Here is a 16,602-nt window from a genome sequence, read left to right as displayed (position 1 = left end):
AAATATAATTAGGAGAGGAAGAAAATGAAAACTTATTACCGGTTTCTAGTAATGCTTGTATCTTTGCTTGTATTAATGGTCATCAGTGCATGTAGTAGTGAATCTACTTCTGATGGAGGAGAAGGCGATAGCGCAAATGACAATACATTAGTTATTGCTCAATCAGCTGATTTAACTTCCATGGACCCTCATAACTCTTTAAGTACAAACGCAGAAAGAGTCATGAGAAATATGTATAGTCGATTGTTTTATTGGGATAAAAACATGGAAGTACAGCAAGATGTGGTGGAGTCCTATGAACAAATCGATGATGAAACCTGGGTATTTACCTTAAAAGATGGAATCACCTTCCATAATGGAGACCCATTAACTGCAGAAGATGTAAAGTTTAGTCTAGAACGTGTAATGACGGATCAAACATTAAAGGAGTTTCCTTATTTTACACAATTAAAAGAAGTGAATGTAGTGGATGAATTAAATGTAGAAATCGTTACAGATGGTCCAATGCCAACTTTATTTAAAGTATTAGCTAAAAGTGGATCTGACATTCTCCCTAAAAAATACTTTGAAGAAGTTGGGGTAGAAGAGTTCCAAAAGAATCCAATAGGATCGGGTCCTTATCAATATGTAGAGTGGAAGCCAGATGATCGAGTAGTACTTGAACCTTACGAAGATTATTTTGGTGGAAACAATCAAAAATGGGACCAAGTCATTGTAAGAGCCATCACAGAAAGTTCTACACGTGTAGGGGAATTATTAACTGGTGGTGTTGATATTGCTACAGATATTCCCCCTAATGAATGGGAACGAGTAAGCGGTGAGGAAGATGTAGAACTTGTAGGTGGTGATACGACACGAGTTATGTTGCTAGTAACTCGTACGACAGAAGGGTATGTTACATCAGATCCTAAAGTGAGAGAAGCAATTGATTTAGCAATTGATGAGAAAACCATTGTCGACTCTGTATTGCAAGGTACTGGTGTTCCAGTAAGGTCTCGTGTCCCAACTGAGATATTTGGATCAAATCCTGATTTATATGATGCGTACGTGTATGATCCAGAGCGTGCCAAGGAACTGCTAGCTGAGTCTGGATATGAAGACGGTGTGGAAATTACTTTAACTGCACCTAAAGGCAGGTACATGCTTGATGGAGAAGTTGCTCAATTAGTTGCATCTATGTTAGGTGAAGTAGGTATAACAGTTAATTTACAATTATTAGAGTCTAGTGCATTTTTGGATGTCTATAACTCTAATTCTAATGAAGAGTTAATTATGATAGGACTTGCGGATGGATTGTTTGATGCTTCTTATTCCCTAGTCCACTACACAAAGGACCGTGCAGCAGGTCAAACCGATTATTTTAACGAAGAGGTTGAACAACTATACCATGACGCAGGTCGTAATCTAAATGATGAAGAAAGACTCGATCAGTACCAAAAAATACAAGCAATTGTTGCGGAAGAACGACCACATATATTTTTATACCAAGAAGGAGTTAACTATGGTGTAAGTAAGGAGATTAACTTTACGCCAAGATTAGATGCAGGCTTCCTTTATGACGATATCACAAAAAAATAATGGATGATTGGAATCCAAAGATGAAGCAGGTTTAGGTAATTATGGTATCTAAACCTGCTTTGTAAAAAAGGAGATTTGACATTGAAGAAATATCTAGTGAAAAGACTACTGCAAATCGTGCCTGTTATTTTCATTATAACCTTTGTTGTTTTTGTCTTGGTTTATATGGCAGGGGATCCAGTGGCATTGATGTTACCGGAAGATTCTTCAGAAAGTGATCGTGAAGCATTAAGAGCGGCTTTAGGGTTGAATGATCCATTTGTTGTTCAATATTTCCGATTTCTTGCTGACTTGAGTCAGGGTAATTTTGGAACTTCTTTTAAATATAGCCAAGAAGCACTTCCACTAGTATTAGAAAGGCTTCCAGCTACATTTGAACTTGCAACAGCTTCCATGATTGTTGCAACGCTTATGTCAATCCCACTAGGTATTTATTCTGCAAGAAAGCGTAATAGTCTAGTAGATTTATTTATTACTAGTGGTTCTGTTTTAGGAAAAGCAATGCCAAATTTTTGGCTTGGAATCCTTCTTATTCTATTATTCGCCGTGAATATGGAACTATTTCCTGTATCTGGAAGAGATGGGTTGAGTAATTTAATATTACCTGCACTTACCTTAGGTACGGGGGTTGCAGCAGAAATGACTCGTTTGGTTCGGTCGAGTATGCTGGAAATTCTTAATCAAGATTACATACGTACAGCTAGAAGTAAAGGGTTGAGCAACTCCATGGTAGTTTATAAACATGCATTTCGTAATTCACTAAATCCAGTTATTACGATTATGGGTGTACAAATATCACATCTTGTAGCTGGAGCGTTAGTAACAGAAAGTGTTTTCTCTTGGCCAGGATTAGGTTTGTTACTAGTGCAGGCAGTAAATGGACGGGATATGGCTGTAGTTCAAGCTGCGGTATTAGTCATTGCAGTTTTAGTAATTCTGATTAATTTAATAATCGATTTAATTTATAGATTACTAGATCCAAGGATTCATTATTCATAGGAGGTTAAAGTGCAATGATAGGTGCAAAAGCGGTAGCGAATGTGGAGAAGAACGATTCTGAGCCAAGAAAACGGAATAGCATAGCTCGATGGGGTAGGTTACTTTTAGTAAGTAAAACCGGAACAGTTGGGTTGATTATTGTAGTGCTTGTTACGTTGGTTGCTATTTTTGCAGACGTCCTGACACCACATAATCCTGCCCAAAATAATCTGCAAGATATGTTAAAACCTCCTTTTTGGGAAGAAGGTGGTTCTACTACTTATATTCTTGGAACAGACAATTTAGGCAGGGATATCCTCAGTAGAATCATTATTGGCACTCGTGTTTCCTTGATGGTTGGAGTATTTTCCGTCCTAGTTGCAGGAGTAGTAGGAATGATAATCGGCATTGTAGCAGGTTACTATGGCGGTATAATCGATAATGTTTTAATGAGAATTGTAGATGCATTTCTTGCCATTCCTAGTATTCTTTTTATTTTAGTTGTTCTAGCGGTATTTGAACCTAGTATCCTTGTATTAATCCTCGTGATTGGATTTACAAACTGGGTTTCTTACGCAAGGGTTGTAAGAGGTGAAGTGTTAAGTGTAAAAGAAAGAGAATTTGTAAAAGCATCACGATCAATTGGAACAAAAAATAGAGTGATTATGGTAAAACATGTGCTTCCAAACGTTATTTCTTCCTTCATTGTTATCTCAGCAATGAGTGTAGCAACGGCAATTATATTAGAGGCTTCGTTAAGTTTCCTTGGGTTAGGTATACAACCACCTGATGTTTCATGGGGTTCCATGCTGACAGATGGAAGAAATTATTTAGCAACTAATTGGTGGCTTGCTACTTTTCCTGGAATTGCGATTACGATAACAGTACTTGGGATTATTCTTTTAGGGGATTGGATTCGAGATGTACTTGACCCGAGAATACAGACTAAGGGAGGCGGTAAATAATGAAAGAGAAACTATTAGATGTTAGAAATTTACATACGCATTTTTTTACGGAGTATGGTGTTATTCCGTCTGTAAATGGTGTGTCATTCTCCATTGATAAGGGTGAAGTAGTTGGCATTGTAGGGGAATCTGGAAGTGGAAAAAGTGTAACATCATTGTCCATTCTACAACTACTAGACGAAGCTGGGAGAATTGTGGAAGGAGAAATCGAGTTTGATGGAAAAGATTTAACCCAATTTAATGAGAAGGAATTAAGAAAGTTAAGAGGGAATAAGATCTCCATGATATTCCAAGAACCATTAACGTCTTTAAATCCCTCCTTTACTATTGGGAAACAAATTTCTGAGGCTATCCAGCTTCATCAAAATGTAACCAAAGAAGAAGCGAAGAAAAAGTCAATAGATATGTTGCGAAAGGTAGGGATACCAAATCCAGAAAAGCAATATAAGTCATTCCCCCATTTACTAAGTGGTGGGATGAGACAAAGGGTAATGATTGCCATGGCATTATCATGTAGTCCGGAATTATTAATCGCAGATGAGCCAACAACAGCGCTTGATGTAACAATACAAGCTCAGATATTAAGGTTAATGAAAAAACTATCCTACGAATTTGACACTTCCATCATTATTATTACTCATGATTTAGGTGTAGTTGCGGAAATGGTCGATCGTGTCATCGTCATGTATGGTGGACAAATTGTGGAAGAAAATAATGTCTTTGATTTATTTGAGAATCCTAAGCACCCATATACAAAGGGATTATTAAATAGTACTCCAAAAATTCATGAGCTGCATTATAAATTGGAATCCATTGAAGGAAATGTACCTGCGCCAGATAAAATGCCAACAGGTTGTAAGTTCCATCCAAGATGCCCATTTGCAATGGAAAAATGTAAGCAAGAGGAGCCTGAATTCTTAAGAAATGGAGAAGATTCCGGAGTGAAATGTTGGTTATATGAGGAAGAAGGTGTGGTGGGAGCATGACTCAAGTACAAATTGAAGATCATTTTACAAAGCAGAAAGAGACGGAGTATTTATTAAGGATAGAGGGATTGAAAAAATACTTTCCAGTTTCATCAGGCTGGTTCAAGAAGAAAAATCAAAGTGTCAAAGCAGTAGATGATATTAGTTTTTATTTAAAGAAAGGAGAAACATTAGGTATTGTTGGTGAATCGGGATGTGGTAAATCAACAACAGGTAATATGATTCTCAGGTTAATTGAGCCGACGGATGGAAAAATAATCTTCGAGGGTCAAGATTTACTTCAATTATCAAATAGACAATTACAAAAGGTCCGAAAAGATATACAGATGATTTTTCAGGACCCGTTTTCTTCCTTAAACCCACGGATGAAAGTGTTTGATATTATTGCCGAGCCGCTCCGGACGCATGGAGTTGCAAAAGGTAAAGAATTAGAAAATATGGTATTTGAATTAATTGAAACGGTCGGACTTGACCGATCTGTAGCAAAGCGTTTTCCACATGAGTTTAGTGGTGGACAGCGTCAGAGGATTGGTATTGCTAGAGCGATTGCATTAAAACCAAAATTAATCGTCTGTGATGAACCTGTATCTGCACTTGATGTATCCATTCAAGCGCAAATTTTAAATTTATTAATCGATTTACAGAACAAATTTGATCTGACTTTTATCTTCATTGGACACGGAATTCCCGCAGTAAAGTATATAAGTGATCGAATTGCGGTCATGTATATGGGTGAAATTGTTGAAATGTCCACGAAGGAAAAATTATTTGAAAAGACCATGCATCCCTATACACAAGGATTGATTTCTGCTGTTCCAATACCAAATCCAAAGCTAAGAGAAAAAGATGATGAACGGATTTTTCTAGAAAATGATATACCAAACCCATTTGATGTACCAAAGGGATGCCGTTTTTATTCGAGATGTCCATTCGGAAAGGCGAGATGTATTGAAGAAAAGCCGGAATTTAAAGAGGTATCTGATGAACATTATGTTGCATGTCATTTCCCATTAAATTAATTGAGGTATGAAAGGAGAGAAAGTAATGAAGGTTGTTGTAATTGGTTGTGGGATAGTAGGGGCAAGTGCTGCATACTCCCTTGTGAAAAGTGGTGTTGAAGTGATAATGATTGACAAAGAGCATGAAGGAAATGCAACTTCTGCTGGTGCAGGCATTGTCTGTCCATGGGTATCAAGGGTAGATGATGAAGACTGGTATAAGATTGCTAGAGAAGGTGCGAAGTTTTATCCAGATTTGATTTCTCAGTTGAGTCAAGATGGAGAAGAGAATGTTGGATATAAAAAAGTAGGTGCACTGTGTGTTAGTCATGATGCTGAAGAGCTTGATGCAATAGAAGAAAAAGTGAAAAATAAACAAAAAGAGAGTCCTGAATTGGGGGATATTATTCGATTAACACCAGAGAAGTCACAAGAACTGTTCCCTCCTTTAAATAAAGACTATGAATCTATTTTTATTTCAGGAGCTGCAAGAGTTGATGGCAGACTAATTCGAGACGCAATGAAACGTGCTGCCCAAAAGCATGGGGCAACATTAATTTCAGGAGAAGCCGAACTAATCAGTGAAAACGGAGAAGTGACAGGTGTCATGGTGGATGGAGAGGTAATTAATGCAGATTCCGTATTAATTACTGCTGGGGCTTGGGCACCGTTCCTGTTGAAGACACTTGGTTTTGAGTTGAAAATTGAACCACAACGTGGACAGATTGCGCATATTGAACTACCTGGTGAAGATACTACTGACTGGCCGGTTGTTCTTCCTCAAACGAGTCATTATATGCTTGCTTTTGATGATTCTCGAGTTGTAGCTGGGGCTACAAGAGAAACTGGTACAGGATTTGATTATAAAACGACGGTCAGTGGAGTGAATGAAGTTCTTTCGGAGGCGTTAAACGTCGCTCCAGGACTATCTAATGGAAAACTTAAAGAATTTCGTATAGGTTTCCGTCCAATGGGTCCTGATATTTTACCATTAATCGGAAAAGTGGGAGAGCAATCTAATGTTGTACTAGCAACTGGATTAGGTGCTTCAGGTCTAACGATGGGACCATATGTGGGGCGTTTAGCTGCATCGATTGTTAAAGGTGATTCGATTGATTTAGACCTGTCACCTTATAAACCTGCAAGAGCACTTGAAACCGTTTTAACATAAAAATTCGATTGGAGGGTGTGATATGCAGCTTTTTGACAAGATAGGGAACTTGAAAGTAGCAAAGGAACTTTTTCAATTTATTAATCATGATTTATTGCCATCAAGTGGTGTTGAAGAAAAGCAGTTCTGGGATGGATTTGAAAAACTTATTGAGGATTTAACCCCAATTAACGAAGAATTATTAAGAAAAAGAGAATTATTACAGTCCAAAATAGATAGCTGGCATCGTGAAAATACATTTGAATTAGATTCCTATAAAACCTTTCTTAAGAAGATAGGTTACTTAGAAAAAGAACCGGAAGATTTCCAAATAGAGACAGAAAACGTAGATCCGGAGGTAGTCAAGGCTGGTCCACAATTAGTTGTCCCATTAAGTAACGCTCGTTATGCGCTAAATGCAGCTAATGCTCGGTGGGGAAGTCTCTATGATGCTTTATATGGTACAGATGTGATTTCTGAAGAAGACGGTGAAACACAGGACAGTAACTATAATCCTGTTCGTGGAGGAAAGGTTATAGAATATGGAAGAAACTTTTTAGATGAGACGATTCCATTACTGAAAGGGTCTCATAAAGAAGTGGTTCAATATCGTATAGAAAATGAGAGTCTTGTTGTTTCTCTAAATAATGGAACATCTACTTCATTGAAAGAGCCTGAAAAGTTATCGGGTTATCAAGGATATCCGGAAGACCCTTCTACGCTATTATTTATCAATAATAATCTATATTTTGAAATTCGGTTCGATAGGGAACATTTTGTTGGGAAAACGGATAAGGCAGGAATTAAAGATATAGTATTGGAATCAGCAGTTACCACTATTATGGATTGTGAGGATTCTGTTTCTTCAGTAGATGCAAGTGATAAAGTATTAGTCTATCAAAATTGGTATGGACTAATTAATGGCGATTTATCTGTCACGTTTAATAAAAATGGGAAACAGATTAAACGAACATTGAATCCTGATCGTACCTATTTTTCTACTAATCATGAGGAATTCACTATTCCAGGTAGATCCCTTATGTTTATACGTAATGTAGGACATTTAATGAAAACGAATATAATAATAGATTCTAAAGGAGAAGAAGTGTTTGAAGGTTTACTAGATGCGGTAGTGACAAGTTTAGTTGCCAAACATTCTTTATTAGGGAATGGATTATTCCAAAATTCATCAAATGGCTCTGTTTACATTGTGAAACCTAAAATGCATGGGCCTGAAGAGGTAGCTTTTGCTAATTTACTATTTAATAGAGTAGAAGATTTGCTAAACCTTAAACGAAATACAATAAAAATAGGTGTTATGGATGAGGAGCGACGTACATCCCTTAATTTAAAAGCTTGTATTTTTGAGGTTAAGGAACGGATAGTATTTATTAATACTGGTTTCTTGGACAGAACAGGAGATGAAATCCATACATCGATGGAAGCTGGTCCAATGATACGGAAATTAGAAATGAAACATACGAATTGGATCGATTCTTATGAAAAGTCTAATGTGATGGTTGGTCTACAAGCGGGATTTAGAGGTTTAGCACAAATTGGAAAAGGAATGTGGGCTGCTCCAGACCAAATGAAAGATATGGTGGAACAAAAACTCGGACAATTAAAAGCAGGTGCATCAACTGCTTGGGTACCATCACCAACTGCAGCAACGTTACATGCCATTCACTATCATCAAGTCAATGTTCACCAAGTGCAACAACAATTAGAAGGTGAATCACCAGTTGCAAAAGATAATATGTTAGAAGTTCCCGTTGCCTCAGGAGTGAAGTGGAGTACAGAAGAGATTCAACAAGAACTAAACAATAATGCCCAAGGAATATTAGGCTACGTAGTTAGGTGGATTGACCAAGGAATTGGCTGTTCAAAGGTCTTGGATATTGATGGTGTGGGTCTAATGGAAGACCGCGCGACGTTACGTATTTCTAGTCAGCATATGGCAAATTGGTTATATCATGGAGTTTGTACTAGGGAACAGGTAGTTGATACGTTTAAGAATATGGCAAAAATAGTAGATGAACAAAATAGTGACGATCCAAGTTATATACCTATGTCGAAGGACTACGATAAATCCTTAGCTTTTCAAGGTGCATGTGACCTAGTCTTTAAAGGCATGGAGCAAACAAATGGGTATACCGAGCCGATTTTGCATGAGAAAAGAATAGAGGTTAAACAGAATCTATTAAAGGTAAATCCACATTAAGAAGATTATAATATTATAATTTATTATCTTGATAGGAGGGATGACCTTTGCAAATAACTGAAAATATAGTCACCTTTTCTTTCAACGGAAAATCATTCCAAGCGATAGAAGGTCAGACAATTGCTGCGGCTTTGTTTGCGAATGGGATTAAAAAATTAGGGGTTAGCAGAAAGTTACAGCAACCAAGGGGATTATTTTGCTCCAATGGAAGATGTGCTAGTTGTTTTGTTTCAGTTAATGGAATGGATCATGTGCTCAGTTGTATGTCCTTAATAGAAAATGGAATGATAATTCAATCAAATGAAAGTGATCCTGATATTAGGAGGAAGATTGATGGAGACTGATTTACTGATTATTGGTGGTGGACCTGCTGGCTTGAGTGCAGCGTATGAACCAGCACGTCATGGTTTAAAAGTCACCATTGTGGATGAATCCCTCCGTCTAGGAGGACAACTAAATCAACAATCTCAAGTTCTAGATCTACCTTCTGGATTTGCTAAGCAAACAGGAATGAAACTTTCTCAATTTTTACAGGATAGATTATTGAATTATGATGTTGATTTATTAACCAAGTGCACGATGATTGGGACGTATAAAGATGGAAGAATTGGTGTTACTAACGGAAATACAACTTTTCCGATCCAATCTCAAAAAACGATTATCACAACAGGGGCAGCGGAAGATTCTATTTCATTTCCAGGATGGACACTTCCTGGAGTAATGACCATTGGTGCTGCGCAAATTTTGTTAAATCGTGAAAAGGTATTACCAGGTAAGAAAGCAATTGTTCTTGGAACGAATAACTTAGCTTTTGAGATTACTAAACAATTAAATGAAAGTGGAGTAGAGGTTATAGCTATTATAGAGCAAGAATCCACAGTAGATGTTGATGCAGATAATATCGCTTACCTAAAACAGGCGAACATTCCGATTTATGTAAACTCCTCAATAACTAGAGCGAGGGGTCCAGGAGAAGTTGAAATGGTTCTTATAAATAATAATGGAACAGAAGTAGCTTTTGATGTCGATTTAGTTTGTATTGCGGGAGGTTTATTTCCAATATTGGAGCCGTTTCAAGTGTTGGGATGTGAATTAATCTATTTGAGTGAACTTGGTGGTTGGTTACCAAAATACGATACAAATTTTGAAACAAGCATTCCTAATACTTATGTAGCTGGCAATGCTGCAGGAATCACAGCGATGAAGGCAATTATGTTAACGGGAGATTTGGCAGGGATAAGTATTTTAGATTCATTAGAAAATTACAACTCTGATTACGTTAAGAAGCGAAAGGAGTCGTTGTGGACAGAGCTAGCCAAAGCAGAACAACCAGAAGTTTGGTCAGCGAGGTTATCATTAATAAAGGAATTCGAATTGGAAAGAAAATATGTAACTTCTAATAGATAAGGGAGGGTTGGAGGTGGATAAGTCAACAATAGTATGTCGATGCGAGGAAATAAATATAGATGAAATTGAAACAGTTATAAAAATGGGTGCTACCACTTTTGATGATATTAAACGACTTACTCGCTGTGGGATGGGACCATGTCAGGCAAAGGTTTGTATGAATTTGGTCAATCGAATTATTCACGACAATACAGATAAGCCCTTTTCTGATTTAACGCCGGCAAATATGCGAATGCCTCTAAAATTAACAAGAATTTCCGCATTAGCTAGTTCCGATCAAACGATAACTAGTGTTACATCCGTTTTTGATGAGTCCCTTCAAGAAGTAGGTGAGACTAACCGTGAAGAATAGTTATGATATTGTTGTAATTGGTTGTGGTGTAGTTGGTAGCAGTATTGCTTATCATTTTTCAGAGAGAAAAAATAAAGAGATACTGGTAATTGATAAAGGATTTCCTTTATCAGGTACTTCTGGTTCAACACAGGCATGGGTTTGGGTACATAATAAAAATCCTTCATGGTATGCAGAGTTAAGCATGTATAGTGCTGAATTGTATCCATACTTAGAAAGAAAAATAGGTGATGTAGAATATAATCGTACTGGAGGTCTTGCTCCCTTTTTTAAAGAGGAAGATCGGGAAAAAGCACTGCGTTTACAAGAAGAACAAGCAAAAGTTGGAATAGAAGTTGAAGTATTAAACTATGATGAGGTACATGAAAAGGAACCAGCATTATCCCCTAATATTGTTGGTGCTACATTTAGTAAGATAGATGGAAACGTAAACCCATTCCGGTTAGTTGAACTGTATACGAAGGCTGCCAAAAAAAATGGCGTTCAGTTCTCTTTTTACAATCCCGTTCTAGATGTTGAAAAAGAGAGTGGAAAGTTTAAAGTTAATACTCAACAGGGTGAATTTCAAGCTAAACAATTAATAATAGCAGGTGGTCCATGGACAAAGGAACTTGGTCAAATGTTACAAGTAAATATTCCTGTGAAACAAGTAAGAGGGCAAATCATTATTACAGAACCTTTGTCTCCTTTCCTAAAATATACCATTGGAGGAATGAGGCAGGCGGAAAATGGAGAAGTCTTAATCGGTTACTCCAAAGAAGAAGTTGGATACGATCGTCGTACTACTTTGGATGTTATTCAAGATACAGCTAGGATGGCTATTGATTATGTTCCAGATTTGGCGAAAGCTAATATTGTTAGGTGTTTTTCTGGGATTCGAGTCATGCCCGAAGATGGTTTTCCTATTTTAGGAGAAATTCCTAGTGTAGAAAATTTATATGTCGCTGCGATGCATAGTGGAGTAACTTTATCACCTTTAGTTGGTACATTAATGACAGAGTTATTAAATGAAGGGGAGACATCGATAGATATTAGCCGGTACCACATTGATCGTTTCGAGAGGAAAGAAAAAATTAAATTGTAAATTGGGGATGTTGTGATGTTATTATCAATACCGAGAGAAAATTGTGATGGTGCTATTATTTTTGGTGTCCCGGATATTTTCTACTTAACAGCTTTTCATTTCATTCCTACTGAACGTCCAATAGCCTTGTTTGTTGATCCAAAAGGAAAAGTGCATTTATTTGTTCTCATAGGTTAGGGTAATAATATGAATACATCTGTTATAGAACGATGGAAAAAACGTTATGAACAAGTAAATGTATTTGAGGAATTCGATACCATTATAGATTTATTAAAACAAGAGTATTGTAGAGAGGAACAAATTAAGCCCTGGGTGGTTTCTTATAGTGGTGGTAAGGATTCTTCCTTGGTATTAACGTTAGTTTGGCAAGCTATCACTCAATTACCCGCTTCTAAACGTAAACGTAAAATACATGTAATCATGAGTGACACAGCTGTAGAAACTCCAGTAATGGAATTACACCAGCATTCTCAGTTAAAGTTGATTGAGCAATCGTCAAAAGCACAAGGGTTGGATCATATCATTAAGGTACACATGGTACGACCTCCGATTACTTCCCGATTTTTCTATAAGATTATTGGGAGAGGAACACCAAACCCAACACCGAATTAAAGAAGTCGTTTTTGTACTTTTCATCTTAAAATCTTTCCTATTCAGAAGAAGATGGTTGAAATCATTAAGGAATCACTTGCTGACAGAAAGAGAGCATATCTTTCTACAAGCGAATATTGAATCGGATATTGTTTTACATGTTGCCGCAATTAAACGAGCACATCAGGAAACGAATATCGTAAAGAAGGTGGAACTGTATAAACGCATTATGGCTGATCGAACAGAAAATCCCTTGACTGGTTTGTATGAGACTTGGTTTATTCATTATCGTAATTGGTTAGAAAAAGAATGGGTCGATATGGTCATGTTCTTAAGTGATTATTATGAAAGCATAGGAGATATTAAACAGGCGCTCTATTATTGCCAAATAGCCTTGGAATATTATATCGATGATTTCATAATAACCAATCGAGAGGAATATTTAAAAAATAAATTAGAGAAAATTAAAAATAGTTAAAATGTAATGTTAGTGTAACGGGTCTGATGATACGATATAGCTCGGAGTAGTAAGGGCGAAATAATGAGAAATAATTCGTCACGTAGGTTTTCGGGAAAAACCAAGTGTAGCTCGAATACCTAGGTTAGCCTATTATAGGGGGGATACTATTTGAGCAATCATTTGGATCCGGAGTGGGTAATCTTAATATTGGAAGCGAAAAAGGCCGGTATCAGTATTGCGGAAATTCAAGATTTTCTTAACCAAGATCAGCAGTTTTATCAGGAGCTAGCAGATATGGAGCAACAAAAGATATATAAATAGGATTTTTGTCTTTTCTAGTAAGAGAAGGCTTTTTTTTTGCCGTTTTCTTTGGAGGATTTGGAAAGAACAATAAGGTTAAGAAAAGTCGTTCTAATAGCAAGTTTTAGTTGAAATGTTAGTATGAATGAAATATAGTACAAATATAAATTTGTGTAGAAGGAGAAAGCCTTATGAAATTACGTGTATCAGCGGTTCAATACCACTTAGAAAAAATAAATGCTTTTGAAGAATTTGCAGAACAGGTAACACATTATGTGAGAACCGCTGCAGAATATGAATCGGAATTTGTATTATTTCCAGAGTTTTTCACTACCCAATTGCTCTCGATTTCAGATGGCACGGTAGGTCTAGTGGATGAGCTACCTCATTATACAGAACAGTATATCGAGCTGTTTAAAGGGCTAGCAAAAGAGACAGGTATGCACATTATCGGTGGTACACATGTTACTCGAAAAGAAGATAAATTGTATAATACAGCACATCTTTTTTATCCAGATGGACGTGTAGCCGAGCAAGCGAAGCTACACATGACCCCAACGGAGAAAAAGGATTGGAATATTACACCGGGTGAATCGATTCAAATTTTTGAAACGGAAAAAGGAAAAGTTGCGTTGTTAACCTGCTATGATATGGAATTCCCTGAAATAGTCCGAATGGTTCGTGGCATGGGGGCAGATGTTATCTTTGCGCCATCTTGTACGGATGATTTACATGGTTTTAATCGTGTTCGCTACACCTGTCACGCTCGTACGATTGAGAATCAGGTATATGTTGTGACAACAGGTACGGTTGGCGCATTACGCAATGTTGACTTTATGCGCGCCAATTACGGGCAAGCGGCAGTTATCACACCGAATGACATCCCATTTCCTAAAAACGGCATCCTCATGGAGGGTGAATTTAATCACGATATGATTATTACCGCAGATCTCGATCTTGATCTCTTATATAAGGTACGTGAAGAAGGATCTGTAACAACGTGGAACGATAGACGCTTAGACTTATATCCAGACCTTAGTAAATAAGAAGGGACTGAAGCCTTATGCGTTACCGGAAGCAGCTCTATTTAAAAAGTGACAATGGCTTTGAGGAAGCAGTGGTTAGGAATTATACACGGGAAGACTTTGATGTATTAATAACGATTCAGTCGGAAAGTTTTCCTCCTCCTTTTCCACCGGAGCTTTGGTGGAATAAAGCACAATTAGAAAATCACATTACTTTATTCCCTGAGGGTGCTTTATGTGTGGAAGTGAATGGGGTACTGGCTGGTTCCATGACCGGATTAATAGTGGACTTTAATCCAGAACATCCAGAACATACATGGGAAGAGATTACCGACGATGGGTATATACGTAATCATAATCCGAATGGTAATACCTTGTATGTCGTCGATATTTGTATTCGACCAGCCTTTCGTAAATTAGCGCTAGGCAAATTGCTCATGCAAGCTATGTACGAGGTGGTCATTTATAAGGATTTAGACCGTTTGCTTGGTGGGGGAAGAATGCCTGGATATGCCAAGCATGCAGAGCATTTATCCGCTGAAGCATATCTAGCGGAAGTAGTTAGAGGTAAACGGAAAGATCCAGTGATTACCTTTTTATTAAATGCGGGTAGAGTACCCATCGGTGTTGTAGCGAATTATTTAGAGGATGAAGAGTCCTTGAATTACGCTGCACTAATGGAGTGGAAAAACCCATTTAAATAGATTGGTTAGGGAGGGAGAAACATGTTGGAAGCCTTTATCCATGGCGCCCTTTTAGCATTTGGCTTAATCCTCCCTCTAGGCATTCAAAATATATTCATTTTTAATCAAGGTGCCACACAAAAGCGTTTCGGTAAAGCTTTACCAGCTGTCATAACTGCTGCCATTTGTGATACTTTACTTATATCCTTAGCCGTTGCAGGCGTTTCGGTAGTGGTTTTACGTGTTGAGGGAATGGAGCAGCTACTATCGTTAATTGGCTTTTTCTTTCTAATGTATATGGGCTGGATCATGTGGAAAAGCAATCCGCAAGATGGACAAAATGAGATTGGGCCATACTCGGCTAGACGTCAAATAACATTTGCCGCTTCGGTATCCCTATTGAACCCACATGCAATATTAGATACCATTGGTGTGATTGGCACGAGCTCGGTAGTTTATGATGCACATGAAAAAGTAGTGTTTGCTTTTGCTAGTATTTTAATATCGTGGCTCTGGTTTTTAGGATTGGCATTAGTGGGAAGCAGGGTGAGTCAATTGATGAAGTCAGCTAGTCTAATGAAACGATTAAACCAGGGTTCGGCCTTCATTATTTGGGGCATGGCAATCTATCTTGTATACCGGGTATTTATATAGAGCCTTCCTAGGTTAATCTAGGAAGGCTCTTGTTATTTTATTCGTTTTCACCTTCACCGTCTTCTGTTTCTTGTTGCTCTGTGTCGTTATCGTCTGTCGATGGATCTTCGTCATCATTTGCTGCGCATCCAAATAATACCCCAGTTGAAAGCATCATGATTAATAAAGTAAGTAATAATTTTTTCAGCTTCAATTAGATCACCTCGTTTAAATTAATATTTGTTTCACCTTTCATTGTACAGACCAAATGTTAAGAGTTATTTAAGCAGATGTAAATATATTTACTGAATATTTTGTCGATTAATAATACCTTTATACTAGTTTTACAAATTATATAGGCGAAATTTCATAGATTTGATGGGGGACTTTTGGCTGAGGCGGGTAAATGAATCGCTAGGAGATGGAGTTGGGTAGGGGTTGAAGATAGAGGGGTTCATCTGATTTAGGGAAGCTGGGGTTGGGAAGAGAGTGATTGATAGAGGAGGAGATTAGTGCTGGGTTGGTTCGATATCATTTGGTGGTGATGCTCTATGTAAGTTGTAACTACTGTAGTATATAAAAATAAGGTGCAGCGAGTGCACCTTACGAAGGGGATTTAAAGTTTCTTATATACATGTTCTTGGTAGATGATGAATTTGTTTTTCTTGTAAAAGCTCTTAGCGATCTCGTTATTAGACCAATAATCTAGCTCAATCCTGTGGATTCCCTTCTGGTATGCAAGGGCTTCAATCTCCTTCATTAGCATCGTACCGTAGCCTTTATTTTGCTTCTTATCGGAAATGCTGATTTGATGAACGTAAACGGATTGATAGGCTTTCTTAAAAATGGTTTCCGGGTACTGCTTTACTTCCACCATAGCAAATCCAACTGGCTCCAATAGATCCTCTAAGACTAGGAAGATCAACTTATCTTGATCGACCAGTTCTTTATAGAAAGCTATAAAACTCTCTTGATCATATGGTTTAAAGTACTCCGGATATAGACGTACATGTAGATCATGAACATATCTACTTAACTTGGCCATTAGCTTGTAGTCTTTTGAACGAATTACTTTCATTTCATCCCCCACTTATTATTAGAAAAACCTCGCTATTTAGTGAATGTGTGTTGACAGGAAGGGTTTATACTTTCCTTTTTTAAAAAAACGCCCTAATGAGTTAGGACGTTTTT

20 protein-coding genes are annotated in these 16,602 nt (G+C 37.5%); 18 read left to right on the top strand and 2 right to left on the bottom strand.

The genetic code is table 11. The annotated features are described in order from the left end of the window. Window positions 1-24 precede the first annotated feature (24 nt). The 18 genes from AAIB49_RS07900 to AAIB49_RS07815 all read left to right on the top strand — a co-directional run bounded on the left by AAIB49_RS07900 (window position 25) and on the right by AAIB49_RS07815 (window position 15,432). Complete coding sequence (locus tag AAIB49_RS07900; RefSeq protein WP_339212630.1) at window positions 25-1,578, top strand: ABC transporter substrate-binding protein; 1,554 nt, start codon at window positions 25-27, stop codon at window positions 1,576-1,578. Window positions 1,579-1,659: 81 nt separating this feature from the next. Further along, the gene (locus AAIB49_RS07895; protein ID WP_343457722.1) at window positions 1,660-2,577 is read left to right on the top strand and encodes an ABC transporter permease; all 918 of its coding nucleotides are present in this window, start codon (window positions 1,660-1,662) and stop codon (window positions 2,575-2,577) included. A 14-nt stretch (window positions 2,578-2,591) separates the two neighbouring features. Continuing rightward, complete coding sequence (locus AAIB49_RS07890) at window positions 2,592-3,521, top strand: ABC transporter permease (protein ID WP_343457721.1); 930 nt, start codon at window positions 2,592-2,594, stop codon at window positions 3,519-3,521. Then, complete coding sequence (locus tag AAIB49_RS07885) at window positions 3,521-4,507, top strand: ABC transporter ATP-binding protein (RefSeq protein WP_339212636.1); 987 nt, start codon at window positions 3,521-3,523, stop codon at window positions 4,505-4,507. Before AAIB49_RS07890 ends, AAIB49_RS07885 begins: the two co-directional genes overlap by 1 nt. Then, a complete protein-coding gene (locus tag AAIB49_RS07880; protein ID WP_339212638.1) occupies window positions 4,504-5,526 on the top strand; it encodes an ABC transporter ATP-binding protein in 1,023 nt (340 codons plus the stop codon). The genes AAIB49_RS07885 and AAIB49_RS07880 overlap by 4 nt, the downstream gene beginning before the upstream one ends. A 25-nt stretch (window positions 5,527-5,551) precedes the next feature. Continuing rightward, window positions 5,552-6,676, top strand: coding sequence for an NAD(P)/FAD-dependent oxidoreductase (locus AAIB49_RS07875; RefSeq protein WP_339212640.1), 1,125 nt, complete (start codon window positions 5,552-5,554; stop codon window positions 6,674-6,676). A gap of 22 nt (window positions 6,677-6,698) precedes the next feature. Next, on the top strand, window positions 6,699-8,876 hold the full coding sequence (locus AAIB49_RS07870; protein WP_339212642.1) for a malate synthase G: 2,178 nt from the start codon (window positions 6,699-6,701) through the stop codon (window positions 8,874-8,876). A 47-nt stretch (window positions 8,877-8,923) separates the two neighbouring features. Then, window positions 8,924-9,220 (top strand): (2Fe-2S)-binding protein, encoded by a 297-nt coding sequence (locus AAIB49_RS07865; RefSeq protein WP_339212647.1) that lies wholly within the window; start codon window positions 8,924-8,926, stop codon window positions 9,218-9,220. Beyond that, window positions 9,210-10,283 carry an NAD(P)/FAD-dependent oxidoreductase gene (locus AAIB49_RS07860; RefSeq protein WP_343457720.1) on the top strand — a complete coding sequence of 358 codons (1,074 nt, stop codon included), beginning with the start codon at window positions 9,210-9,212 and terminating at the stop codon, window positions 10,281-10,283. The genes AAIB49_RS07865 and AAIB49_RS07860 overlap by 11 nt, the downstream gene beginning before the upstream one ends. 13 nt (window positions 10,284-10,296) lie before the next feature. Next, a complete protein-coding gene (locus AAIB49_RS07855) occupies window positions 10,297-10,635 on the top strand; it encodes a (2Fe-2S)-binding protein (RefSeq protein WP_339212651.1) in 339 nt (112 codons plus the stop codon). Beyond that, window positions 10,625-11,719 (top strand): NAD(P)/FAD-dependent oxidoreductase, encoded by a 1,095-nt coding sequence (locus AAIB49_RS07850; RefSeq protein ID WP_339212654.1) that lies wholly within the window; start codon window positions 10,625-10,627, stop codon window positions 11,717-11,719. Before AAIB49_RS07855 ends, AAIB49_RS07850 begins: the two co-directional genes overlap by 11 nt. 15 nt (window positions 11,720-11,734) lie before the next feature. Then, window positions 11,735-11,896, top strand: coding sequence for an aminopeptidase P family N-terminal domain-containing protein (locus AAIB49_RS07845; RefSeq protein WP_339212657.1), 162 nt, complete (start codon window positions 11,735-11,737; stop codon window positions 11,894-11,896). Between the two features lie 9 nt (window positions 11,897-11,905). Continuing rightward, a complete protein-coding gene (locus tag AAIB49_RS07840; protein ID WP_339212659.1) occupies window positions 11,906-12,331 on the top strand; it encodes an adenine nucleotide alpha hydrolase family protein in 426 nt (141 codons plus the stop codon). A 55-nt stretch (window positions 12,332-12,386) separates the two neighbouring features. Further along, window positions 12,387-12,788, top strand: coding sequence for a hypothetical protein (locus AAIB49_RS07835; protein ID WP_343457719.1), 402 nt, complete (start codon window positions 12,387-12,389; stop codon window positions 12,786-12,788). A 150-nt stretch (window positions 12,789-12,938) separates the two neighbouring features. Continuing rightward, window positions 12,939-13,091, top strand: a complete 153-nt coding sequence (locus tag AAIB49_RS07830) for an anti-repressor SinI family protein (protein WP_339212665.1) — start codon at window positions 12,939-12,941, stop codon at window positions 13,089-13,091. A gap of 170 nt (window positions 13,092-13,261) precedes the next feature. Beyond that, the gene (locus AAIB49_RS07825; protein ID WP_339212668.1) at window positions 13,262-14,116 is read left to right on the top strand and encodes a carbon-nitrogen hydrolase family protein; all 855 of its coding nucleotides are present in this window, start codon (window positions 13,262-13,264) and stop codon (window positions 14,114-14,116) included. Between the two features lie 17 nt (window positions 14,117-14,133). Beyond that, a complete protein-coding gene (locus AAIB49_RS07820) occupies window positions 14,134-14,799 on the top strand; it encodes a GNAT family N-acetyltransferase (RefSeq protein ID WP_339212672.1) in 666 nt (221 codons plus the stop codon). Between the two features lie 24 nt (window positions 14,800-14,823). Further along, the gene (locus AAIB49_RS07815) at window positions 14,824-15,432 is read left to right on the top strand and encodes a LysE/ArgO family amino acid transporter (protein ID WP_343457749.1); all 609 of its coding nucleotides are present in this window, start codon (window positions 14,824-14,826) and stop codon (window positions 15,430-15,432) included. Between the two features lie 37 nt (window positions 15,433-15,469). Here AAIB49_RS07815 and AAIB49_RS07810 read toward each other — a convergent pair whose 3' ends face one another. Continuing rightward, entirely contained in the window at window positions 15,470-15,625 is a 156-nt protein-coding gene (locus AAIB49_RS07810; protein WP_339212674.1) for a hypothetical protein, read from the bottom strand. Between the two features lie 402 nt (window positions 15,626-16,027). Beyond that, window positions 16,028-16,489, bottom strand: coding sequence for a GNAT family N-acetyltransferase (locus AAIB49_RS07805; RefSeq protein WP_343457718.1), 462 nt, complete (start codon window positions 16,487-16,489; stop codon window positions 16,028-16,030). Window positions 16,490-16,602: the final 113 nt, after the last annotated feature.

Source organism: Ornithinibacillus proteolyticus (assembly GCF_039581225.1).
GTDB classification, from domain to species: domain Bacteria; phylum Bacillota; class Bacilli; order Bacillales; family Amphibacillaceae; genus Ornithinibacillus; species Ornithinibacillus massiliensis.
Note: the sequence above shows the minus strand (reverse complement) of the source record. Positions and strands in the feature narration are given on the sequence as shown.